Source organism: Parafrankia sp. BMG5.11 (assembly GCF_004337455.1).
Map to the genome: position 1 here is coordinate 1 of NZ_SJXI01000067.1, position 22653 is coordinate 22653.

Here is a 22653-nt window from a genome sequence, read left to right on the forward strand (position 1 = left end):
CTAACAGCCGACTGTCTACGCTGCCGACGGCATACGCGCTCTAGTACGGTCTCGTAGGCTCGGCGATGCGCATAAGCGAGCCCGGCGAAGGCTCCCCGACCGCCTGTCACCGGCCGCTGCCCGGCTTCCCCGGGGCCCCGCAGGCCTGCCCACGGTGGGTCTCTCCCGGCGAGTTCCGGCGATTGCCTCCCGGCGTCGCCGCTTCAGGACTGCTACCCCATATCGAGCGCCCCGACACCCGTGCCCACGGGGAACATCCGTGGCCGGGTATCGCACGCTTCGACGTCCATGGCCGGGTATCGGTGTTCTCGCGGTTGCCTGCTGCGCCCAGGTGGCTTCCGATGCGCCCGAGAGCTGCCGGCTCGCGTTTCAGGGCCGTGGACGTCCGCCCGCCGCCTCGGAGCGCTCGGCCGCCCACCGTGCCCAGCCGGCCAGGGCCTCGTACAGCCGCGCTCCGCCCTCGATCGCCAGGCGCAGCGACCGGTTCTGTGGGGTGTCGGGGAAGTCGCCGCGGTCGGTGGCCTGCGCGTAGGCGCGGTACCGGCCGGCCGCCGACGCGAAGAACTCGGCCTCGCGCACCAGGTGCTGGTTGAGGTCCGCCGGTTCCATGAGCCAGAAGAAGAACGACCGCAGCAGCGACTGGAGCCGCATGGTGTGGTCGACCTCCGACGGCTCACGCAGCCAGCGCCTGATCTCGTCCAGGCCGGAGTCGGTGATCCGGTAGGCCTTGCGGCCGCGGGGGCCCTCGCTGTCGATCTCGATCAGGCCGTCGCCGGCGAGCCGGCTCAGCTCCCCGTAGATCTGCGGGTGCCCGGCCGGCCAGACGGCGCCCAGCACCTGCTCGAATCGCCTCGTGAGGTCGTAGCCACTGGCCGGACCCTCCGCGAGCAGCCCCAGCAACCCGTGACGTAGCGACACTCAGACACCTCCCGCTCCCAGTTCGACACCGAGCGTAACCGTCGGTGGCGCGGACTGCCCCTGCTCAGGAGCCGGGGGCGGCGGGACCGGGAGAGGCTTCGGCCGGGAGACGACCTCAGCGCCCCGGGAACGGCGACGGCCGGGTGCGGCCCTCCGGACAGAGAGGGAACGCACCCGGCCGTCCTGCGCCCGGTCGGGACGGCCCGGTCGCGGGCCGTCCCGGATGGAGCGGCTCGGCTGGTCAGCCGGCCTTGTGCTTCTGGATCTCCTCGGTGAGCTGCGGGACGACGTTGAACAGGTCACCGACCAGTCCGTAGTCCGCGAACTCGAAGATCGGGGCCTCGGGGTCCTTGTTGACCGCCACGATCGTCTTCGAGGTCTGCATGCCGGCCCGGTGCTGGATGGCGCCGGAGATCCCGACCGCGATGTACAGCTGGGGCGACACCGTCTTACCGGTCTGGCCGACCTGGTTCTGGTGCGGGTACCAGCCGGCGTCGGTCGCGGCGCGCGAGGCGCCGACGGCCGCGCCGAGGGTGTCGGCCAGCTTCTCGACCAGCGCGAAGTGCTCGGCGGCACCCAGGCCACGGCCGCCGGAGACGACGACCTGGGCCTCGGTGAGGTCCGGACGGCCGGACTTCGCCTCGACGACGCGGTCCACGATCTTCGCGCCCTTCGCGGCGTCGGAGATCGCGATGTCGACCGGGGTCTCCACCGGGGTCGTCGGCGCGGCCTCGGGTGCGGTCGAGTTCGGCCGGACGACGACGATCGGGGTGCCCTTGGTGACCTTCGAGTTGACGATCGTCGAACCGCCGAAGATGCCCTGGGTGGCCGTCAGGTCGGAGGTGAGCGCGGTGGCGTCCCAGATCAGGCCGGAATCCGTGCGGGCGGCCGTGCGGGCCGCGACCTCACGGGAGTCCGGCGTGGCCGCGGCCAGGACGGCTGCGGGCGAGACGTCCGCGACCAGCTTCGACAGGACCTCGGCCGCCGGCGCCCCGATGTAGTCGGCGACGTCTTCGGACTCGACCAGGTAGACCTTGGCCGCGCCGTACTGGGCCAGGTACTCCTTCGCCTTGGCGTAGCTGCCCGGGCCGCCGAGGAACACCGCCGACGGCTCGCCGATCGTGCGGGCCAGCGTCAGCAGCTCGGCCGTGACCTTCTTCGGCTCGCCATCGCTGTGCTCGACGAGTACAAGAACTTCAGCCATCGAACAACAACCCCTCAGATGAGCTTCTGGGCCGCGAGGAACGCAGCGACCTTCGCGCCGCCATCGCCCTCGTCCTTGACGATGGTGCCGCTCTGGCGCGGCGGTGCCGGCTGCGCGTCGACAACCGTGGACGTCGCCCCGGCGAGGCCAACCGAGCCCGCGTCGAGACCGGCGTCGGCGGCCGAGAGCTTGGTCAGCGGCTTCTTCTTGGCCGCCATGATGCCCTTGAACGAGGGGTAACGCGGCTGGTTGATCTTCTCGACCACGCCCACGACGGCCGGCAGGGTCGCCTCGACGAGCGCGTAGCCGTTGTCGGCGAGGCGCTCGACGGAGACCTTGTTCGCGCCCGGGTCGACCGTGACCTTGCGGGCCTGCGTGAGCTGCGGCAGACCGAGACGCTCCGCGAGGAGGGCGCCCATGACGCCGCCTCGGGCGTCGGAGGCCTCCGAGGAGGTGATGATCAGGTCCGGCGAGAGCGTGGAGATCACCTTCGCCAGCGCGGCGGAGGTGGCGAGGGCGTCGGAGCCGTGCAGCGACTCGTCGGTCAGGTGCACCGCCTTGTCGGCGCCCATCGAGAGAGCCTTGCGGATCGTCTCGACGGCCTTCTCCGGCCCCATCGTGACGACCGTCACCTCGCCGCCATGGGCTTCCTTGATCTTCAGGGCCTCTTCGACCCCGTACTCGTCCATCTCGTTCATGACGTTGTCGACGCTCTTACGGTCGACCGTCTTGTCCGAGGCGTCGAGCTTCTTCTCCGCCCAGGTATCGGGAACCTGCTTGACGGTAACCACGATGTTCACGCCTTGGGGCCTCCGTAGCCAGCAATATCGATGTCGGTCCTCCACGCATCGTCGCATCTGACGCCCTGACATGCCCGATGATCGGCGCCGTGATGCAGGCCGCAATCCGCCCGCTCCGGGCATGCCAGCCCGGCGGCGACGGACATCCGGGAGACATCATCCGGACACAACGGCGCCGGCCGGCGCAGCCTCGACCGGCGTATCGCGACACGGCCGCCCACCCACGGCGACGGCCACCGACCGCGCGCGGCGGCGGGACGGGTAACGCCCACCGGGCGCGTCCGCGGGCGGACCGATCTGACGGATCGGCCATCGACGCCGCCCGGCACCGCCGCGACAGCGGCCTGGTTTGCCATGATGTCTCCCACTTCGACCGCCCCTACCGCAAGAGGCCCGGGTCCCACCATGACCGTGCATTCCGGCCCACTACTGCACACCCTCTTCCTGAATGTGTGACCAATCGGCTACTTTCTGCCCCATGAGGTAGCCGAGGGCCTGGTAAAGGCCCATCCGGCCACATCGAGCAGACGGGGGTCCGATGGTCGCGGAAGAACTCATGGTGGCTGGGCCGCCCCTGGCCCTGTCGGGCCCGATCCGGCCGGGCCGCCTGTCGGCCCGTATCTCCCCGGACCACACCTCCCCGGAGATCATCCCGCCGGACCGCATCTCGACAGCGCAGTCCGCCGCCGACATCCCGGGCACGCACATCCCGGCCACCCAGCTCCCGAACAACCAGGTCCCGGCGCCGTCGATGGCATCCACCGGGCGCGCCAGGCCGACGGCGAAGGCTGCCGCGGGCAAGGCCGGCGGCGGAACGTCCACCGGCGCGGGTGGCGCTGGCGGCGCCAGCAGCACCCGCGCAGGCGGCACCAGGGGTGCCGGTACCAGCCCCGACACCGGCGAATCCGGCACGCCGACCCTGTTCTCCCGCCTGCTCGCCGAGGCCAACGTCTCCGACACCCGCTTCGCACGTCAGGTCAACAACCGCGCCCGATCCCAGCGCCGCATCGAGCTCGGCCTGGCCCGGACGACCGTCGGGCACTGGCGCCGCGGCATGCGGCCCCGGGACCCGATGGTCGCCGAGCTGGCCGCGGCCGAACTCTCCGCCCTCGTCGGCTACCCGGTGACCCCCGCCGACCTCAGCTGGCGGGGCGAAGCCAGTGAACGCGACGACCTCGGCCTCGCCGTCGCGGACATCCCCGACGACACCCTGCGGACGCTCGCTGGACTTTCGGGACGAGACATGCGGCGACGTGACGTCCTACATGACGGGGCGGCCTTCGTCGCCACCGCCTTCGCCGACCCCGTGCTGTCCAGCCTCACCGGCATGATCCGCCGGATCAGCGCGGACGTCCCGTCCTCCCCGTCCGGCGGAGCGATGATCCGGGACATGACCGAGACGTTCCGCCGCCTGGACGCCCGGTTCGGCAGCAGTGAGATCCGCCCCCAGGTCGTGACGTTCCTGCACGACCGGACGCGGGCGGCCGTGGCAGGACCGGCCGACACCGACACCTTCGGCGCCCTCGCAGAGCTGGCCCAGTTCAGCGGCTGGCTCGCCCAGGACTGCAACCGCCAGGCACTGGCCCAGCGCTACTACATCCAGGCACTCACGCTGGCCGAGCACGCCGACGACGTCATGATGGCCGGCCGGGTGCTGTCCGCGATGAGCGACCAGTCCGCGGCCCTGGGGCACAACCGGCACAGTCTGTCCCTGGCGCGCGCGGCGATCGACCGGTCCGCCCGGCAGTCCGCGCCGGCCGTGCAGGCGATGCTGCAGGACAAGCTGGCGTGGGCCCTCGCCCGCAACGGCGACGAGGCCGGCTGCATGCGTGCCCTGGACGCGCTGGAGCGCACGATCTCCCGCGAGCCCGGCGACGCCCCGTCCTGGGCCGGGCACTACAACATCGGCGACGTGGCCGAGTGTCAGGGCCACTGCTTCCTCCTGCTGGGCCGGGCGGAGATGGCCGAGAAGCGGCTGCTGGAGGCACGTGACCTGCAGGGTCCGGCGCGGGCCCGGACCCGCGCGTACGCAGAGGCGGACCTGGCGCTGTCCTACCTGAAACGCCCGCGCCCCGAGCTCGAGGCGGCCCTCGAAGCCGGGTACCGGGCGGTTGAGGTGGCCGGTCCGGTGTCCTCCACCCGGATCGTCAACAAACTCGCCGAGCTGGACCGGACGATCGCCGGCTTCTCGAAAGCCGTCGCGGCCCGTGAGTGGCGCTCACGCGCCGCTGGTCTCGTGCGACCTTCCCCGCAGCGGCCGGAACCCGCCGTCGGCTGACCGGCGTGGACCGGGCACCCTATGTCCGGTGAGCCCCGCGAAGGGCATCGGCCGCCGCATCGGCCGACGCGCCCCCACCTCCAGCAACGGCACCAACATCGGCGGAGCTACCGACAGCGGCGGAAGCCGCGGAGGTGACGGCGGTGGGAGCGGCGGCGGCAACGGCGGAAGCGGAAGCGGCGGGGGTGACGTCGGTGCCGGGACGGGCACGGGCATCGGCGCGGGCGACATCCCGGCGATCCCGTCCGACCCGCCCGGCCGGGCAGGCGGGACGCATCCGCCGGCCCGGATCGCCCTGGTGCTCGCCGCCTGGGTCGTCACGGTGGCGCTCGCCGTCATCGCCGCGGTGCGCCTCGTCCACCTCGACGACGCGTTCGCCTGGCCGTTCGCCTCGTTCAACGCGCTGACACCGCTGCTGTACCTGCCGGTCTACGCGGCGCTCGCGATCGGCTTCGCGCTGCGGCGCAACCTGCTCATGATCTTCTGTGCGCTGCTCGTAGTCGCCCACCTGGTCTGGGCGCTGCCCGAGGTCCTCCCCGGCGACGCCGACGACGTCCCGCAGGGCTCGGCCCGGCTGCGGGTGATGAGCGCGAACCTGCTCTACTCCAACACCGAGGCCGGCCGGCTGGGCCGGCAGATCGAGGCCGCCGACCCCGACGTCCTGGTGCTGGTCGAGCTCTCGCCGCTGACGTTGGCGGACGTCCAGGCGTCAGGTGCACTGAAGGAGTACCGGTACTCCGAGGTCCACCCGCAGGACGGCGCGTTCGGCTCGGCGGTGTTCTCCCGCTTCCCGCTGTCGGACACGGCGGCACCCGAGGTGGCCGGCAGCATGTCACTGCGCACGACGGTGCGGGTCGACGAGCGCCGCTCCTTCGTCATGTACGCGGTGCACACGATCTCGCCGACCAGCGGGGACTACGCGAAACGGTGGCGCGCCCAACTCGACCACCTCCGCGAGGACGTCGAGACGTCGAAACTGCCGGTCGTGCTCGCCGGCGACTTCAACGCCACCCGCGACCACCGTCCGCTGCGCCGGCTGCTCTCCGCCGGTGTGCGCGACGCCCACGACGTCCTCGGCGCCGGTTGGACACCGACCTGGAACGCGAAAACGGTCGCGTTCCCACCGGTGCTGCGGATCGACCACGTCCTCGCGTCACCGGCCTTCGCGGTCACCGGCTACCAGGTCGGCTCCGAGTTCGGCAGCGACCACAAGCCGGTGACCGCCGACCTGGCCCTACGCTGACCAACCCGGCCCCGGGCCTGCACTGACCGAGCCGGGCCGAGCCTCGCGCCGGCCGGCCCGGACCGCAGACCGAGCCGGGGCCGATGTCGGGTGCTGCGACGGCTAGCTAGCGGCCGACGAAGTCGGCCTTGCCCGGGCCGCGCTCGATGAACGAGTCCATGCCGTGGCGGCGGTCCTCGGTACCGAACAGGCCGATGAACAGCGCCGACTCCAACCGCAGCGCCTCGGAGAGCGCGAGGTCGCCGCCGTCGTCGATCGCCTGCTTCGCCGCGGCCAGTGCCAGGGCGGGCCCCGTGACGAAGCGACCCGCCATCCGCAGGGCCTCGGCGTACACCTCATCGGCCGGGACGACCTTGTCGGCCAGCCCGATCGCCTCCGCCTCGGCGGCCCGCACCTGCCGGCCGCTGAAGACGAGATCCTTGGCCCGGGCCGGCCCGACGAGCCGCGGCAGGCGCTGCGTGCCACCGGCGCCCGGGATCACACCGAGGGTGATCTCGGGCAGCCCGACCTTCGCGTTCTCGGCGAAGACCCGGAAGTCGGCACACAGCGCGAGCTCCAGGCCGCCGCCGAGGGCATAGCCCGTGACGGCCGCGACGACCGGCTTCGGGATACGCGCCACCAGGTCGAAGGCCGCGGCCAGATCGCGGACCCAGCCGGTGATGCCAGCGACGTCCAGCCCCGCCATCTCCTTGATGTCCGCCCCGGCGGCGAACACCTTCTCGCCGCCGTAGATGACAACGGCCCGGACGTCCGCCCGGGCGGTGGCCTCGAGGGCGGCGGCGCGCAGCTCAGCGGCAAGCGCCGCGTTGAGCGCGTTCATCGGCGGCCGGTCCAGCCTGATCGTCCCGACACCGTCGGAGACCTCGAGCCGCACGACCGCCATCGCCAAACCTCCGCATCGTCGCGAAACCATGAATCCTCATCACGATTCCGCGCATCCGTGAGCCACCCGCCCGCCGGAGACTCCCCCGCCGGGCCGCAGCCAACACTAGACGAGTAGGCCTCCACGTTCAGGCCGCCAACAACCACCCCAAGACCACACTCAGCCCACGCCCTTCCCCGGCGAGAGCCTGCCCGAGGCACACAAGCTCCCCCAGGCGCCGAAGGCCCTGAAGCCGGGCCGGGACCACGCCAGATGGGGCACCTCGGGCCCGGGTGGGGGCCGACAGGGTCCGGGCGTCGGCCAACTGGGTGCGCCGCGGGACGGGAAGTGACGCCGGTCACTTGGGATGGGTGGAGGTGAGAGTTCGGGGGACCACCGGATGATGTGGCGGTTAGCGTCGTTCCCATGATCCGCCCCGGCTCGGCCACCCCGCTCGGCGTGTGGTGGGACGGCGAGGGAGTCAACGTCGCCGTCGTGGCGCCCGGTGCCGACGCGGTGGATTTCTGTGTGTTCGACGGCCAGAACGGCTCGGGCGGCCAGAACGGCTCGGGCGCCACCGGCCGCACCGACCTCGGCACCGACCCGGTCCGCGGAACGGACGGTGGCGCGGAGACCACTTCAGGTGGTGAGACGCGGTACCGGCTTCCCGAACGGGACGGCGGTGTCTGGCACGGTTACATCCCCGGGGTGGGCCCGGGGCAGGCCTACGGCCTGCGGGCTCATGGGCCGTACGCGCCCGGGCGCGGCGAGCGGTACAACCCGGCGAAGCTGCTGCTCGACCCCTATGCGCGCCGGGTCACGGGAAGCTTCGTGCCCCATCCGGCGGTGCACGGGTATGTGGCCGGCGATCCCTACGGGCAGGACCCCGACGACCGGGACTCGGCACCGTATGTGCCAAAGGGCGTCGTGACCGGACCCGTCACGCGGCCTCCCGCGGGATCCGTCACGGGGTCTGCCGCCGGGTCCGTCACGGGGCCGGACCCGGCCGCGAACAGGCCGCGGACGGCCTGGGCCGACACGATCCTGTACGAGCTGCATGTCCGGGGCTTCACCATGCTTCACCCGGGGGTGCCCGAGCGGCTGCGCGGGACCTACGCCGGCCTGGCGCATCCGGCGGTCGTCGACCACCTGCTGCGGATCGGTGTCACCGCGGTCGAGCTGCTGCCCGTCCACGCGCACATCTCCGAGACGACGCTGCTGGAGAACGGCCGATCCAACTACTGGGGCTACAACACGCTGGCGTTCTTCGCCCCGCACCCCGGCTACGCGGCCACGGACGACCCCGTCGCCGAGTTTCGCGCCATGGTCGCCGCGCTGCACGACGCGGGTATCGAGGTGTTGCTCGACGTCGTCTACAACCACACCGCCGAGGGCAGCGAGCGCGGGCCGACACTGAGCCTGCGCGGCCTGGACAACATCGCCTACTACCGCGTCGAACCCACCGACCCGCGCCGCTACCGCGATGTCACCGGCTGCGGGAACACCGTCGACGCCACGTCGCCGCACGTCGTGCGCCTGATCTGCGACTCGCTGCGGTACTGGGTGTCCGAGATGGGGGTGGACGGGTTCCGCTTCGACCTGGCGACGGCGCTCGCGCGGTCACCGGACGGGTTCGAGCCGGCCGCGCCGCTGCTGACCGCGATCCAGGCCGACCCGCTGCTGTCCTCGGTCAAGCTGATCGCCGAGCCGTGGGACCTCGGCTGGGGCGGGTACCAGGTCGGCGCGTTCCCGGCGCCGTGGGCCGAGTGGAACGGCCGGTTCCGCGACACCCTGCGTGACATCTTCAGCGACCGCACCGGCAGCGTGGCGGATCTCGGGTACCGGATCACCGGCTCGTCCGACATCTACGAGCATTCGGGACGCCGGCCCTGGGCCTCGGTCAACTTCGTCACCGCGCACGACGGTTTCCCCCTCGCCGACCTGGTCTCGTACAACGAGAAGCACAACGAGGCCAACGGGGAGGGCAACCGGGACGGGGAGTCGGAGAACCGGTCGTCGAACCACGGCGCCGAGGGACCGACGGACGACCCGAAGATCCTCACGAACCGCCGCCGAGCCCGCCGGGCCCTGATCAGCACGTTGCTGCTGTCGGCCGGTGTGCCGATGCTGCTCGCCGGCGACGAGCTGGGACGTTCGCAGGGCGGCAACAACAACGCCTACTGCCAGGACAACGCGGTCTCCTGGCTCGCCTGGCCGAACGGAACGGCAGGAACCCCCGAGGCCGGTGGGCCCGGCGAGGTGCCGGCCGGCGAGGTGCCGGCCGCGGATCCGGCAGGTCCCGATCCGGCGCTGGTCACGCTGGTGGGCGGGCTGAGCAGACTGCGACGGGCCGCGCCGGTGCTGCGGCGGCAGCGGTTCTTCCGCGGTGGCGCGCCGACCCCGCAGCGGCTGCCCGACATCACCTGGTTCCGGCAGGACGGCGCGGTGATGTCGGCCGCGGACTGGAACGCCCCGCAGGTGGCGATCCTGGTGGCGCACCTGGCCGGGGAGGGCATCGAGTGGACCGACGCCGCGGGCACGCCGATCACCGGGGAGAGCCTGCTGCTGGTCATCCATCCTGAGGGCGAGGACCGGACGGTCGTGCTCCCCGGGGCGCCCTGGGCGACCTGGTACGACCTGCTGCTCGACACCGCCGCGGACGACCTCGCCGGGTTCCCGGACACGATCACCGAGCCCCGCCGGACGCTGGCGGCCGGCGCGCAACTCGACGTGGCCGGACGAACAGTCCTCATCCTGCGGGCCCTCGGCGGCTCCGATTGCAGTGTGGCGGCCGAGTGAGTCCACGATGACACTCGGCCACCACACCGGCCGCCCTGGGCCCGGAGGCCGGAGGCCCAGGGCGCGGGGGTGGGTCAGGGGTTTGTGACCAGGCCGAGTTCGGCTGGGCTTGCGGTGAGGCGATGGCGGGGCAGGACTCGCACCGTGTAGCCGAAGGGGCCGGTCCGGCCGAGCGGGATCGTGCCCTCGTACCGGTGGCCGTGGCCGCCCTCCCCCTCACCCACGTCGGTCAGCGGGAGCGTGCCGGGCGCCATGATGCGGTCGGTCTCGTCCACCCGGCCGTAGGAGGCGATCACCTCGACGTCGGCCGGGTCGAGCCCGCCGAGGTCGACCGTCGCCCGCACGACCAGCGACTGGCCCACCTGGGGGGTGTCCCCGAGCCCGGCCGAGTCGACGTTGAGCACGTGGACGCCCGACCAGGCGCTGCGCACCCGGTGCTTCCAGGCCGCGAGGTCGCGCGCCCCGGCGAGGTCGCCCTCGGTGGCCTGGCGGGCCGACACCCCGGCGGGCACGTAGTAACGCTCGACGTACTCGCGCACCATCCGGGTCGCCAGCACCTGCGGGCCGAGCGTGGAGAGGGTGTGCTTGACCATCGCCGTCCACCGCGGCGGGGCGGACGTCGGCGTCGCCCGGTCGTAGAAGCGCGCCGTCACCGTGTTCTCGAGCAGGTCGTACAGGGCCGCCGACTCGATGTCGTCGCGGCGGTCGGGGTCCTCGACGCCGTCCGCGGTCGGGATGGCCCAACCGTTCTGACCGTCGAACATCTCGTCCCACCAGCCGTCCCGGATGGAGAGGTTCAGGCAGCCGTTGAGCGCCGCCTTCATCCCGGACGTGCCGCACGCCTCGAGCGGGCGCAGTGGGTTGTTCAGCCAGACGTCGCAGCCGGCGTAGAGGAAGCGGGCCATGCCGATGTCGTAGTCGGGCAGGAAGACGATCCGGTGGCGCACGGCCGGGTTGTCTGCGAACTGGACGATCTGCTGGACGAGCAGCTTGCCGCCGTCGTCGGCCGGGTGGGCCTTGCCCGCGATGACCATCTGGACGGGGCGGTCGGCGTGCAGCAGGAGCCGCTTGAGGCGCTCGGAGTCACGCAGCATCAGCGTGAGCCGCTTGTAGGACGGCACCCGGCGGGCGAACCCGATGGTGAGCACGTCCGGGTCGAAGACGGACTCGACCCAGTCGAGCTCGCCGGGGGCCGCGCCGCGCTGCAGCCAGGAGACGCGGACCCGGCGCCGGATCTCGGCGACGAGCTGCTCGCGCAGTTCCCGCCGGGTCGCCCAGATGGCCTCGTCGGACACCTTGTCGAACCGGATGAAGGCCTCGGCGCCGCCGCTGAGCAGGCCGGGGCCGGGCTGGCGGTCGGCCAGCTCGGTGATCGAGCGGGAGACCCAGGTCGGGGCGTGCACGCCGTTGGTCACCGAGCCGATCGGCACCTCGGCGTGGTCGAAGCCGGGCCACAGGCCGGCGAACATCTCCCGGCTGACGATGCCGTGCAGGCTGCTGACGCCGTTGGAGCGCTGGGCCAGCCGCAGGCCCATGTGGGCCATGTTGAACACGTTGGGGTCGGGCTCGGCGCCGAGCTCGAGCACCCGGTCGACCGGGACGCCGGGCCAGCTGTTGTCGCCGCCGAAGTGGCGGGCCACCAGGTCCTTCGGGAACCGGTCGATACCGGCGGGCACGGGCGTGTGGGTGGTGAACAGCGTGCCGGCGCGGGCGGCCTCCAGCGCCTCGTCGAAGCTCAGCCCGGTCTCGGTGAGCTCGCGGATGCGCTCCAGCCCGAGGAAGCCGGCGTGGCCCTCGTTGGTGTGGTAGACCTCCGGCGCCGGCGAGCCGGTGACGGCCGCGTAGGCGCGCAGCGCGCGGACGCCGCCGATCCCCAGCAGCATCTCCTGGAGGAGCCGGTGGTCGGTCCCGCCGCCGTAGAGGCGGTCGGTGACGCCCCGCTCGGCGGACTGGTTGTCCTCGACGTCGGAGTCGAGCAGCAGCAGCGGGACCCGTCCGACCTGCGCCTTCCAGATCTGGGCGTGCAGGGTGCGCCCCTCGGGCAGGCCGACGGCGACCTTCACCGGGGCGCCCTCGGCGTCGGTGAGCTGCGTCAGCGGCAGGCCGTGCGGGTCGATGCCGGGGTAGCGCTCCTGCTGCCAGCCGTCCCGCGACAGCGACTGGACGAAGTAGCCGGCCCGGTAGAGCAGGCCGACCCCGATGATCGGCGCCCCGAGGTCGCTGGCGGTCTTCAGGTGGTCGCCGGCGAGGATGCCCAGGCCGCCCGAGTACTGCGGGAGGACCTCGGTGATCCCGAACTCCGGCGAGAAGTAGGCGATGGCGCTGGGTGCGCCCGGGATCGCCTGCTTCTGGTACCAGAGGTCGGAGGTCAGGTACTCCTGCAGGTCGTCCGCGGCGTCGGAGAGCCGGCGCAGGAACTTCCGGTCGGCGGAGAGCGCCACGAGCCGATCGTGGTCGACCTCGCCGAGCAGCCGGACGGGATCGCCCTCACAGACCCGCCACAGCTCCGGATCGACCGACTCGAACAGGTCGAGGGTCTCCGGATGCCACGACCAGCGAAGGTTCAGAACCAGCTCGCCCAGCGCAGCGAGCTGCTCCGGGAGCTGGGCACGGACAGTGAATCGGCGCAGCGCTCTCACGAGACGGGAAGCCTAAACAGGGTGCATGAACTCGCCGCACCCGGGTTCGACCCGCCGGTTGCCGAGCCGCAACAACTTCTCCACGATCCCCCCAAGACGGATATTCCGCACTCCGCGCCGCCCGTCCACCGCGCGGTGGACGGGCGGCGGGGACGGACGGCGGGGACGGACGGGACGGCGGCTACTCGTCGGGGGCGGTGGCGACCTTCTCCGCGAGCGCGGACATGACCGCCGGGTCGCGCAGGGTCGTGACATCACCGAGCTCGCGGCCCTCGGCGACGTCCCGCAGCAGCCGGCGCATGATCTTGCCGGACCGGGTCTTGGGCAGGTCGTCGGCCCAGATGATGCGGCGCGGGCGGGCCAGCTTGCCGATCCGGTGGGCGACGTGGTCCCGGAGCTGGGAGACCATGGCGTCGTCGCCGACCAGCTCGCCGCGCAGCGTCACGAACGCGACGATCGCCTGACCGGTGTCCTCGTCCGACTGGGCCACCACGGCCGCCTCGGCGACGGCCTCGTGCGCGACGATCGCGGACTCCACCTCGGCGGTGGACAGCCGGTGCCCCGACACGTTGATCACGTCGTCGATCCGGCCGATGATCCAGAAGTAGCCGTCCGCGTCGAGCCGCGCGGCGTCGCCCACGACGTAGGTGCGGGGACCGAACCGGGAGAAGTAGGTCTGCACGAACCGCTCGTCGTCGCGGTAGAGCGTGCGCAGCATGGACGGCCACGGGCTGGTGATCACCAGGACCCCGGTGCCCTCGGTGACCGGCTCGCCGTCCTCGGACAGCAGCGCCGGGCTGATCCCGGGCAGCGGCGTCGTCGCCGATCCCGGCTTGGTCGACGTCACCCCGGGGATCGGCGAGATCAGGATCGAGCCGGTCTCGGTCTGCCACCAGGTGTCGACGATCGGGCAGCGCCCGCCGCCGATCACCTGGTGGTACCACAGCCAGGCCTTCGGGTTGATCGGCTCGCCGACCGAGCCGAGCAGCCGCAGCGACGACAGGTCATGCCGCTCCGGGTACCGCGCTCCCCACTTGATGCACGCCCGGATGGCCGTCGGCGCGGTGTAGAAGACGGTGACCTTGTACTCGGCGATCAGCCGCCACCAGATGTCGTAGTCCGGGTAGTCCGGCGCGCCCTCGTACATCACGCTCGTCACGGCGTTCGACAGCGGGCCGTACACGATGTAGGAGTGGCCGGTGATCCAGCCGACGTCGGCGGAGCACCAGTAGACGTCGGTCTCCGGGTCGATGTCGAAGACCGTGCGGTGGGTGTACGTCGCACCGAGCAGGTAGCCGCCGGTGGTGTGCAGGATGCCCTTCGGCTTCGCCGTCGACCCGGAGCTGTACAGGATGAACAGCGGGTGCTCGGCGGAGAGCGGCACCGGCGGGCACAGCGGCTCGGCGGCGGCGAGCAGCTCGTGGTACCAGACGTCGCGACCGGCCGTCATCACCGTCTCGGCCCCGCCCACCGGCCCGGTGGAGCGGACGACCACGACGTGCTCCAGCTTCGGCAGGTCACCCAGCTCGGCGTCCACGCCGGCCTTGACCGCCGCGGTGCGGCCCTTGCGGCGGGCCCCGTCCACGGTGATCAGCACCTTGGCGTCGGAGACCTCCATCCGCTCCCGCACCGCGGACGGCGCGAACCCACCGAAGACCACGTTGTGCACCGCGCCGATGCGGGCGCAGGCGAGCATGGCCACCGCGACCTCGGGGATCATCGGCAGGTAGATGCCGACGACGTCGCCCGGGACCACCCCGAGGGAACGCAGGCCGTTCGCCAGCCGCTGGGTGTCGGCGAGCAGCTCGGAGTAGGTGACGGCCCGACGCTCACCCTCCTCGCCGTGCCAGTGGTAGGCGACCCGGCCGCCCAGGCCGGCCGCCACGTGCCGGTCCAGGCAGTTGGCGGAGACATTGAGCTCGCCGTCGTCGAACCACTTGTAGAAGGGCGGGTTCGCGTCGTCGAGGACGCGGGTGAAGGGTTTCTGCCAGGTCAGCAGCTCGCGTGCCTTTCCCGCCCAGAAGGCCAGCGGGTCGGCGGCGGCCGCCGCCACGTCGGCGGCGTACGGCTGGCGACGGGCGAAACCCGGCGGCGGGTCGAAGCGCTCCACGGTCTGCAGGCGCTCCAGCTCGGCCTCGAGCGCTCCACCGGCGCCGCCGCCGTCGCCGTCCGTCCCGCTTCCTGCGTGCATGCCTGCCACGGTCACGCGTTCCTCCTGCGTCGGCGAAGGCCCGAACAACGGCAGCCCGGACAACGCGGTCACCTACGGTTTCACCGGTGTATCACGAAGCCCCGCGACCTCCCAGGGCCACCGGGCCGCACGGGCGGCCCGGTTCAGCGGCGGGCGGGCGGGGCCGTCAGCCGACGGTGAGCGCGAGCAGGACCATCATGGCCTGCTTCCAGTTGGGCGACGGCGCACCGTCGGCGCCGTCCCCGAACCGGAACCAGCCGCTGAACGACAACCCCACGGTGCGGACGTCGAAACCGGCGAAATGCCGCCGCCCGTCCGCGAGGAGTTTCTCCCGGGCGGCTGAATCCAGCCATTCCTCCAGGTGCCGCATCGAGTCGTACCGGAAAAGCGCGACCCAGTGCTCCTGCACCCCGGGAACCGGCCGGAAAAGTTCGTATCCCAGGAATCCCGGCGACCTCGCCTGCACCCGGCGTGCCTTCTCCTGCCAGGTCTCGAACTCCCGCTCGTGCCCCCGGCGCACGACACCCGACCTGGTGCGGATCGGCTTCGACGACGCCTACCCGTACGAGGACTTCAGCCGTCCCGTGAACGAGCGGGGCATCCACATCGAGCAGGTCTGCCAGGAGGTCGACGCGACGGCGTACGCGGCCTGGAACGCCAGGCCCGACCGCCACCCCTGCTGACCCACCTCCGGTACTGACCCACCTCCGGCTCGGCTCGGCAGGAGCGCGGCCCCGGGCCGCGATGGTTACCGGGCCGGCTCGGGGTGGGAGGTTGACCAGGTGTGGAGGAGGGTCAGCAGTTCCTCTGCCGCCAGGAGGCCGGTGGCGGTGGTCACCGTGAGGTTCGGGGCCTGCCAGCCCTGCTCGTGCAGCTCCCCGTGCGCCGGTCGGACGGCCAGGTCGGCGGCGGCGAGCATCGGCGCGTCGAGGACGGAGTCGCCCGCGGCCAGCACCCGGGACGCGCCGGCCCGGCGGGCGACCTCCGCGACGGCCGCCTGCTTGGTGAGGGCCGTCGGAACGAGGTAGACCTTGCGGCCCTGGGTGGACAGCGACCACCCCGCCGACGCCACCTCGGCGGCGACGTCGGACAGGTCGGGAATCGCCTCCCGGCTGTGCGCGACCAGGTAGACGAACAGGCCGTCCGCCACCCGGACGATGCGGGCCCATCCGGCGGCGTCGAGCCGGGCGGCCAGGGCCTCCATCTCCGCCAGCGGCGCGCAGGTGCCCGTGAGTCGGGCCGCGACCTGCTCCGCCCAGGCGGGGTCGGGCTCGCCGTCGACGAGCAGGTGCCCGCCGTTGGCCGCGATCGCGAACGCGGGGCGCACCCCGAGGTCGATCCGCCGGTACTGGGCGAGGGTCCGTGTGGTGACCGGGACGAAGACCGCCGTCCGGTGCAGGCGGGCGAGGATGTCGAGCGCGCGGGTGGTGGAGTAGGCCGAGGGGACGCCGTCGATCCGTTCGACCAGGGTCACCTCCGGCTCGGCCGTCCCGGAGACCAGCCGGAAGGACTTCCGGGCGAAGATCAGCGTCTGGTCGAGGTCGCAGGCCAGCAGGTGCGGACCGTCCGGCGCCGGCGCCGGCGCCGGCACCGGCACCGGCGCGGGGCGGGGCGGGGTGGTCACGGCGTCTCCGGGCGCCAGCGCGCCGCCGGGGTGTGGAACACCGGTCTCTCGCCGTCCGCGGCGCGTACCGGCCGCACCAGGCCGACGCAGGAGAAGGGCAGGTCGGCCATCTCCTCCACCGGCACCCCGCGCGCCTCGGCCAGCGCCAGGACGTGCGCGAGCTCGTCCAGCCGGTCGGGGGCGACGAGGATGCGCCACGGAACCCGGCGCAGCAGCACCCGGGTGGCCTCGCCCACCCCGGGCTTCACCATGATCACATCCGGGATGTCGAACCGCTCGGCGATGCGCTCGACGGCGGCCCAGCCCTCCCAGGTCGGTGTCCGGTCGGCGGCCCACAGCCGGGGCCAGGCTGCCTCGACCTCGTCGGCCACCTCGTCGAACCGGTCGACGACCGTGTCGATGAAGTGCCGGGAGAGGTCGTGCGGGAGGAGCTCCCGGTAGAACTTCGCGCCGTGGAAGTCGTCCGGGCCGATGTGCTCGGCGTTGAGCACCGTCCGGCTGACCAGCCCGCTGACCGTGGAGTTCAGGCAGGCGCTGGGGATGAGGAAGTCGTCGCGGGTGCCGAACAGCGGCACGCAGCGGGCCGGGTCGGCGAGCACGGCCAGGGTGTCGTCGACGCCGAGGCCGCGGACCGCCTCGGCCAGCACCCGGGTCATCACCCCCTTACCGGTCCATCCGTCGACGAACTGGATGGCCGCGCGGTCGTGACGGTCGGTGATGTGGCGCAGGGCGTTCATGTCGACGCCGCGGTCCTTGATGACCGAGATCGCGTAGTGGGGGACGTCCAGGCCGTGCCGGAGCGCGTACCAGCGACGCATCAGGATTCCGATCGGCGTGCCCGCGCGGGCGATCGAGGCGATCACCGGCGCGGGCTTGGTGTGCCGGACGAGCTCCGCGACGATCCCGGTCGCCAACGCCACCCGCCGTGCGGACCGCTCCAGCGCCTGGTGGTAGATCCGCAGGTAGGCGGCGTCGGGCTGGTACTCGATCGGCAGGTCCTCGGAGTAGTGCCGGCCGGACTGGAAGCCCTCCTCGCGGTCCTCCGTCGGCCGTTCGAGGTTCGCCGCGCTGAGGTCGGTGAGCAGGAAGGTGACATCCTCGGGCAGGTAGGAGCCGGAGCCGATCAGCGTTCGCCCGCCGGTCACGACGGGCCGCACCGCGCTCACCGGGCGTCCTCGGCGCCGCGCGCCGCCGGCACGTGGCAGGGGATGGTGACGACGGTGACGTCGGCGCAGCGGCGCAGCTCGGTGAGCAGGCCGTCCAGGTCGGGGCCGTCGGGGACCGGCCCGCGGTCGTCCATCCCCGAGTCCACGACGAGCACGATGTCGTCGTAGCGGCCCGGCGTCACGTTGTACACGTGGCTGACCCGCTCGGGGCCGTCGGGCGCCGGGAAGGTCAGCGCCGCCCGGATGGCGTAGCCGTCGACGTCGAGCGGATGGACCGGGGAGCGGGTCGTCGACTGGTAGACCACCCTGCGCCCGGTCAGTTCCGCCAGGCCGTCCGCCAGCCGCATCGGCACGTACATCAACTCCTCGGTACCCAGGACCAGGATGTCCCCGCCGCGGGCGGGGTCGGGCAGTCCCGCCAGGACGTCCTTCGCCACGGCCGGAACCGCGTCGGTGAGGCGCTCACGGGCGGCCGGGGACCAGCCGTGGCGTGCCCCGTCCGGCAGACCCGCCGGCCAGCTCACCGCCACCCGGGTGACCCGGTGCTCCGCGCGGCCGCCGTCATCGTCGGCGACGCCGTCGCCGCCGCCGCCCTCGGCAGGGGTCGGGGCGCCGAAAGCGGCGCGGATCCGGCTGGCCCGGGCCGTCACGTCCGCGGGCACCGTGACGGTCGCCGCGACGAGGGAGACGACGTCCAGGCGGATGCCGAGCTCGGCGGCGAGGGCGTCGAAGGCGGCCCGGGCGGACGGCGGCCGGGCGTCGACGAGCGCCGCCACTGCGTAGTCCGTTCGGGGGGCGAAGGCATGCAGGATGCGGATGGTGCCCATCGCCGTCCGTCCGGTCGACAGCTCGTCGTCGACGAGCAGCAGCCGGCCGGGGGTTTCCAGCACACCGGGATCGGCGGGCATGAGCCAGTGGTGGGTGGCGTGCGAGTGCGACTCGACGAATTCCAGGACAGGCGTGCTGCCCGGTACCCGGCGCCGCGTCGTGTGCAGGTAGTGGCTGTTCGGCAGGCCGTCGGCGACGGCGTGCCCGAGCGCGGTGGCGGTCTCGCAGTACCCGATGACGAGCGGGACCTCGGCCGCCCCCGGCCCGGGGCCGGCCCACCGGGCGGGTGCCGGCAGGGCCCGCACCCGTTCGGCCAGGCGGGCCGCCGCGTCCAGCGCGGTAGCCGGCGGCACCGGCAGGTGCTTGCCGAGGACCCGGCTGACGAGCAGGTGCGCCCGCAGCGGGTTGCGGCGCAGCGCCAGCCCGACGAGCCGGCGCAGCTCGGCCGCGTCCGCGGGCGCGGCCGGTTCGCCGCCGCGTACCTCGATCCCCAGCCCGAGCTCCTCCCACAGCCAGTCGGGGTCACGCGTCCGGTCCTGGCCGAGCATCCGATCCTGCCCGGTCACCGCAACGCGTCCTGCGTCGCGGCCAGAACGTCGACGAAGGTGAGGCCCTCGCGCAGCACGCCGAAGGCCCGTGCCCGCCGTTGCACGGCCTGCGCCCACGGCCGGTGCGGGCGCAGCTCGTTCATCTTGTTCGCGTAGCTGCTCGGCCGGACGCCGCCCGCGTCCCCCTCGAGGACCGCCTCCGCGTCCTCGTACTCCTCCTGGGTCACGACATACAGGGCGTGGACGGCCGGCACGTGGCTCGGGTGGATCACCGTCTTGCCGATCAGTCCGTTGGCCTTGTCGAGGACGACCTCCCGGATGAGCCGGTCGAGGTCGGCCGAGACGAGCTCCGTGCGGATCCGCGCGCCGCGCTCGCTGCCGTCGACGAGGTCGGCCTCCTCGAATGGCGTCACCCGCAGGGAGCTCACGAACAGCCGCTCGGGCTGGGCGAAGTACTCCCACACCGGGCCGGTGACGACGTGGTCGCCGCCGCGGGCGCAGATGTTCACGATGTCGGCGATGCAGTCACGTACCACCGCGATGTCGTAGATGGTCAGGTCACGGTCGCGGCGCAGGCCGAACACCCCGGACAGGTCGGTGGCGCCCAGCCGCACGGCCAGCACGTGGTCGGCGTGCTTGTCGACGAGGCGGCGCACGGCCGTCAGCGCCTCGATCCTGGTCTCGCGGTAGATCACCTGCGGGCTCTCCAGCACGGGCATCGCCCACAGCAGCCGGCCGAGGGTGTCGGACCCGCGCAGCACCGCCTCGAGCGTCGCCTCACCGCTCTCCTCCCCGAACTTCGGCAGGACGAACCCGGCGAGCAGGGAGCGCGCGGGCCCGCCCAGCCGGGCCAGCAGCGCCGGGATCTGCGCGACGGCGCGCACCCGGACGAACAGCAGCGGCAGACCGTCACCGCAGACCGGCGGATCCTCCCCCAGGTCGGCGAGCGCCGCGGCCACGTTCGACTCGGCCCCGAGCACCTCGTGGTCGGCGATGGCGTCCTCCAGGCAGAGGACCATCGAGGTCACCCCGGCCGCCACCTGGCGGCGGACGTCCGAGGCCAGTCGCGGGCGGGTACCGGGGGCGTACAGGGTGGCGCCGAGCGCGGTGGCGACGAGCCGCCGGTCACCGCCGGTCGTGATCTCTTCCGGAGCTCGGTGGAACAGGGTCCTGGCGGCCTGGCCGTCCAGGAAGCTGAAGTGACGCAAGCGGCGCGCTCCTGTCGAGACGATCCGACGATCCGGGGACGGACGATCCGGCGGGCCTGCGCGAGCGATCCCGCGAGCCCTCGTAAGCGGGAACCGCAACCGCGCAGGTCACAGGGCGGGCTTGGACATGGTGCCCGGGGCTGACGCTACCGCGCCACTCCGGGAGTTCGACACGAAACAGCACACGACGCCTCCGTGCACAGGTGTTGGTCGGCAGACGAACGGGCCGTCACCCCCGCGATGCCGGGGTGACGGCCCGTTCACTGAAACGAACGATCATCTGTGTGCCGAGAGCGGTCCGCCGTTCGGACCGGGCTGCTCAGCACTGCCCGGAAGACGAGCAGCGCTGAGTGGCGCCGTTCAGAGCGAGCCGAACAGTTTCTTGTACAGGGCGGACGCCTTCGGGTTCTGGCCGCCGTTCATGATGGTCGAGCAGACGTTGCCGGGCGCCGCGTCGTGGAAGTACGCCTCGTACGCCATCACGTCCGCGTACTTCGTGAACGTGTCGAACATCTTCTGGATGTAGAAGGGGTTGTCACCGCCGCCGTTGCGGCTGCACGAGGACACACCCCATTCGCCCACGCCCACCTTCTTGCCGTGCTGGCGGGCGAACTCAAGCAGGTAGCACAGGCCGTTCGGGTCCTCGCACTGCTTCTTCCAGGTGGCCTCGTCCCGCGACGGCGGGTACCAGTCGTAGGAGTCGATGCCGACATAGTCGACGTACTCGTCACCCGGGTAGGCCGCCCACGGGGTGCCCCCGTTGGGAACCGGCGAGGCGTGCGCGTTGAACGTCCAGTCGATCTTCACCGCGGGGTCCGTCGAGCGGATGGCGGTCGAGATCTTGCGGAAGCAGTCGCGGAACTCCGTCCCGGCCGGGTCCGAGTGCCAGTACATGAACTTGCCGTTGAATTCCCAGCCGATGCGGACGATCGAATCGGCGCGGCCGTTGTTCTTGAGGAACGTGCCGAAGGTCTTCCAGTAGCTGTCGTACTCGCCGCGGGCGCAGGCCGCGTTGTTGCCCTGGCCCTTCGGATAGGTCGGCTGGCTGATGATCAGCTTGCCCGGGAAGGCCTTGTACAGGTCCAGCGGCCAGCGCGGCTCGACCATCGCGTTCCAGCCCTGGGTACGGACGGTGAACACATGCGCCACGTCGTTCGCCCGCCCGCGCCACGTCCCGAAGGACATGACCTGCGACAGGACGTGCGACGGGTAGACGCCGGACATCCAGGGCAGGCCGGAGAGCCGGCCGGTGCCGCCGGTGGTGGTGCCGGTGCCCGTCCCGCTCCCCGCCGACGGCGCGGCCGTGGGCGCTGGCGCGGGTACGGCGGTCGGCGCCGGCGAGCCCCGCCGGCCGGTGCTCGGGGGGGTGGTGGCCCGAGCGGTGCCCGTCGGCTCCGAGCTGGTGGGCCCGGAGGCCGTGGGCTCCGAAGTCGTGGGCTCGGCGGTCGTCGGCGCCGGGGTGGCCGCGGGGCCCGGGACAGGACTCGCCGTCGGGGCTGGTGCGGGGACCTCGGCGCCGTTGGCCGCCCCGTTCGCCAGGCCCGGCGTGCCAGCGTCGACGACGTCGAGCGTGCCGCTGGCCTCCACCGACTCCTGCTTCGCCGTCACGGTCACCCGGCCGGAGAAGCCAAGCGGCACCTGGAAGCCGAGGATGAACCGGCCGTCCGCGCCGGACCGGGCGCTCGCGGAGCCACCGAGGTCGGTGGTCGCGGCGGTGACCGCCACGTCCTTGCCGGGCCCGAAGCCACGCCCGCCGACGAGCACGATGTCGCTGTCGAACAGGACGAGAGTCAGTTTCGACTGCCCGGCGGTGGCCGGGCCGGAGGTCAGGCCGGCGACCGGGACCTGCTGGTCGGCGACACCCCCGGCCGACGAGGACGGCACGGGCGACGAGGTTCCGTCAGCCTCCGGGGTCGTGCCCACGGTGGGTGACGGTGTCGGTGTGGCGGCCGTCGGCGCGGCACCGGCCGGTGCCACCAGCGGCAGGGACAGCGCCAGCACGAAGCCGGCTGCCAGGCCCAGCCGCGGCCCACGGCCGAAGCGGTGCCGGCGGCGCGGCCGCGGCGGCCGGGACGCCGGGGCGCCCGCGGGATTCCGGCCGAAGCCGAACCGGGAGGTGCGGTCGACCTGAGGGGTCGGTCGGCCGCCGGGTGTCGAGGCCATGCTCGCGCGCCGCCTTTCGGTCGTGGCGTCGGACGGAGCATCGACGGACAAACAACTCGGCACACGCGGGAAACCGGCTGTGCGCGGTCTCCCTGCGGCTCGTCCCCTCCGGGCCACCACCACCGTGGTGGGACCCAGCGTGCCGCCTCGGCGCCAGAGCCGACGGCGTCCGACGGATTCTC

At 72.6% G+C, this 22653-nt stretch carries 16 protein-coding genes; 4 read left to right on the top strand and 12 right to left on the bottom strand.

Going from position 1 to position 22653, the window contains the following annotated elements; all coding sequences use genetic code 11:
• Window positions 1-369: 369 nt before the first annotated feature.
• The 3 genes from E0504_RS36935 to E0504_RS36945 all read right to left on the bottom strand — a co-directional run bounded on the left by E0504_RS36935 (window position 370) and on the right by E0504_RS36945 (window position 2922).
• The gene (locus E0504_RS36935; RefSeq protein ID WP_020458713.1) at window positions 370-918 is read right to left on the bottom strand and encodes a helix-turn-helix transcriptional regulator; all 549 of its coding nucleotides are present in this window, start codon (window positions 916-918) and stop codon (window positions 370-372) included.
• Between the two features lie 241 nt (window positions 919-1159).
• Complete coding sequence (locus tag E0504_RS36940) at window positions 1160-2122, bottom strand: electron transfer flavoprotein subunit alpha/FixB family protein (protein ID WP_071066011.1); 963 nt, start codon at window positions 2120-2122, stop codon at window positions 1160-1162.
• Between the two features lie 14 nt (window positions 2123-2136).
• Entirely contained in the window at window positions 2137-2922 is a 786-nt protein-coding gene (locus E0504_RS36945) for an electron transfer flavoprotein subunit beta/FixA family protein (RefSeq protein WP_041253713.1), read from the bottom strand.
• A 538-nt stretch (window positions 2923-3460) separates the two neighbouring features.
• Between E0504_RS36945 and E0504_RS36950 the strand changes: the two genes are divergently transcribed.
• Together E0504_RS36950 and E0504_RS36955 are read left to right on the top strand one after the other, a co-directional pair.
• On the top strand, window positions 3461-5200 hold the full coding sequence (locus E0504_RS36950) for a transcriptional regulator (RefSeq protein ID WP_112108179.1): 1740 nt from the start codon (window positions 3461-3463) through the stop codon (window positions 5198-5200).
• 28 nt (window positions 5201-5228) lie between these two features.
• Complete coding sequence (locus E0504_RS36955; protein ID WP_235014518.1) at window positions 5229-6443, top strand: endonuclease/exonuclease/phosphatase family protein; 1215 nt, start codon at window positions 5229-5231, stop codon at window positions 6441-6443.
• 106 nt (window positions 6444-6549) lie between these two features.
• Here the strand turns inward: E0504_RS36955 and E0504_RS36960 are convergent, their stop codons facing one another.
• The gene (locus tag E0504_RS36960) at window positions 6550-7326 is read right to left on the bottom strand and encodes an enoyl-CoA hydratase/isomerase family protein (protein ID WP_071066009.1); all 777 of its coding nucleotides are present in this window, start codon (window positions 7324-7326) and stop codon (window positions 6550-6552) included.
• Between the two features lie 405 nt (window positions 7327-7731).
• Between E0504_RS36960 and glgX the strand changes: the two genes are divergently transcribed.
• Window positions 7732-10104 carry a glycogen debranching protein GlgX gene (gene glgX / locus E0504_RS36965; protein WP_112108180.1) on the top strand — a complete coding sequence of 791 codons (2373 nt, stop codon included), beginning with the start codon at window positions 7732-7734 and terminating at the stop codon, window positions 10102-10104.
• 74 nt (window positions 10105-10178) lie between these two features.
• Here the strand turns inward: glgX and glgP are convergent, their stop codons facing one another.
• The 3 genes from glgP to E0504_RS36980 all read right to left on the bottom strand — a co-directional run bounded on the left by glgP (window position 10179) and on the right by E0504_RS36980 (window position 15454).
• A complete protein-coding gene (gene glgP / locus E0504_RS36970; protein ID WP_131626767.1) occupies window positions 10179-12743 on the bottom strand; it encodes an alpha-glucan family phosphorylase in 2565 nt (854 codons plus the stop codon).
• 181 nt (window positions 12744-12924) lie between these two features.
• Complete coding sequence (gene acs / locus E0504_RS36975; protein ID WP_112108185.1) at window positions 12925-14934, bottom strand: acetate--CoA ligase; 2010 nt, start codon at window positions 14932-14934, stop codon at window positions 12925-12927.
• Between the two features lie 166 nt (window positions 14935-15100).
• Window positions 15101-15454 (bottom strand): antibiotic biosynthesis monooxygenase, encoded by a 354-nt coding sequence (locus E0504_RS36980; RefSeq protein ID WP_235014519.1) that lies wholly within the window; start codon window positions 15452-15454, stop codon window positions 15101-15103.
• Between the two features lie 13 nt (window positions 15455-15467).
• Here E0504_RS36980 and E0504_RS36985 point away from each other — a divergent pair, with 13 nt between their 5' ends.
• Window positions 15468-15617 carry a hypothetical protein gene (locus E0504_RS36985; RefSeq protein ID WP_235014521.1) on the top strand — a complete coding sequence of 50 codons (150 nt, stop codon included), beginning with the start codon at window positions 15468-15470 and terminating at the stop codon, window positions 15615-15617.
• Window positions 15618-15682: 65 nt separating this feature from the next.
• Here the strand turns inward: E0504_RS36985 and E0504_RS36990 are convergent, their stop codons facing one another.
• The 5 genes from E0504_RS36990 to E0504_RS37010 form a co-directional block, all read right to left on the bottom strand.
• Window positions 15683-16558 (bottom strand): sucrose-6-phosphate hydrolase, encoded by an 876-nt coding sequence (locus tag E0504_RS36990; protein ID WP_373693976.1) that lies wholly within the window; start codon window positions 16556-16558, stop codon window positions 15683-15685.
• On the bottom strand, window positions 16555-17724 hold the full coding sequence (locus E0504_RS36995) for a cysteine protease StiP family protein (protein WP_071066006.1): 1170 nt from the start codon (window positions 17722-17724) through the stop codon (window positions 16555-16557). The genes E0504_RS36990 and E0504_RS36995 overlap by 4 nt, the downstream gene beginning before the upstream one ends.
• Window positions 17721-19100: a phosphoribosyltransferase family protein gene (locus E0504_RS37000; protein WP_131626771.1), complete on the bottom strand. Its 1380-nt coding sequence runs from the start codon at window positions 19098-19100 to the stop codon at window positions 17721-17723. Before E0504_RS37000 ends, E0504_RS36995 begins: the two co-directional genes overlap by 4 nt.
• Window positions 19101-19114: 14 nt before the next feature.
• A complete protein-coding gene (locus E0504_RS37005; protein WP_131626768.1) occupies window positions 19115-20308 on the bottom strand; it encodes an HpcH/HpaI aldolase/citrate lyase family protein in 1194 nt (397 codons plus the stop codon).
• Window positions 20309-20668: 360 nt separating this feature from the next.
• Window positions 20669-22471 carry a glycoside hydrolase family 26 protein gene (locus E0504_RS37010; RefSeq protein ID WP_071066004.1) on the bottom strand — a complete coding sequence of 601 codons (1803 nt, stop codon included), beginning with the start codon at window positions 22469-22471 and terminating at the stop codon, window positions 20669-20671.
• Window positions 22472-22653: the final 182 nt, after the last annotated feature.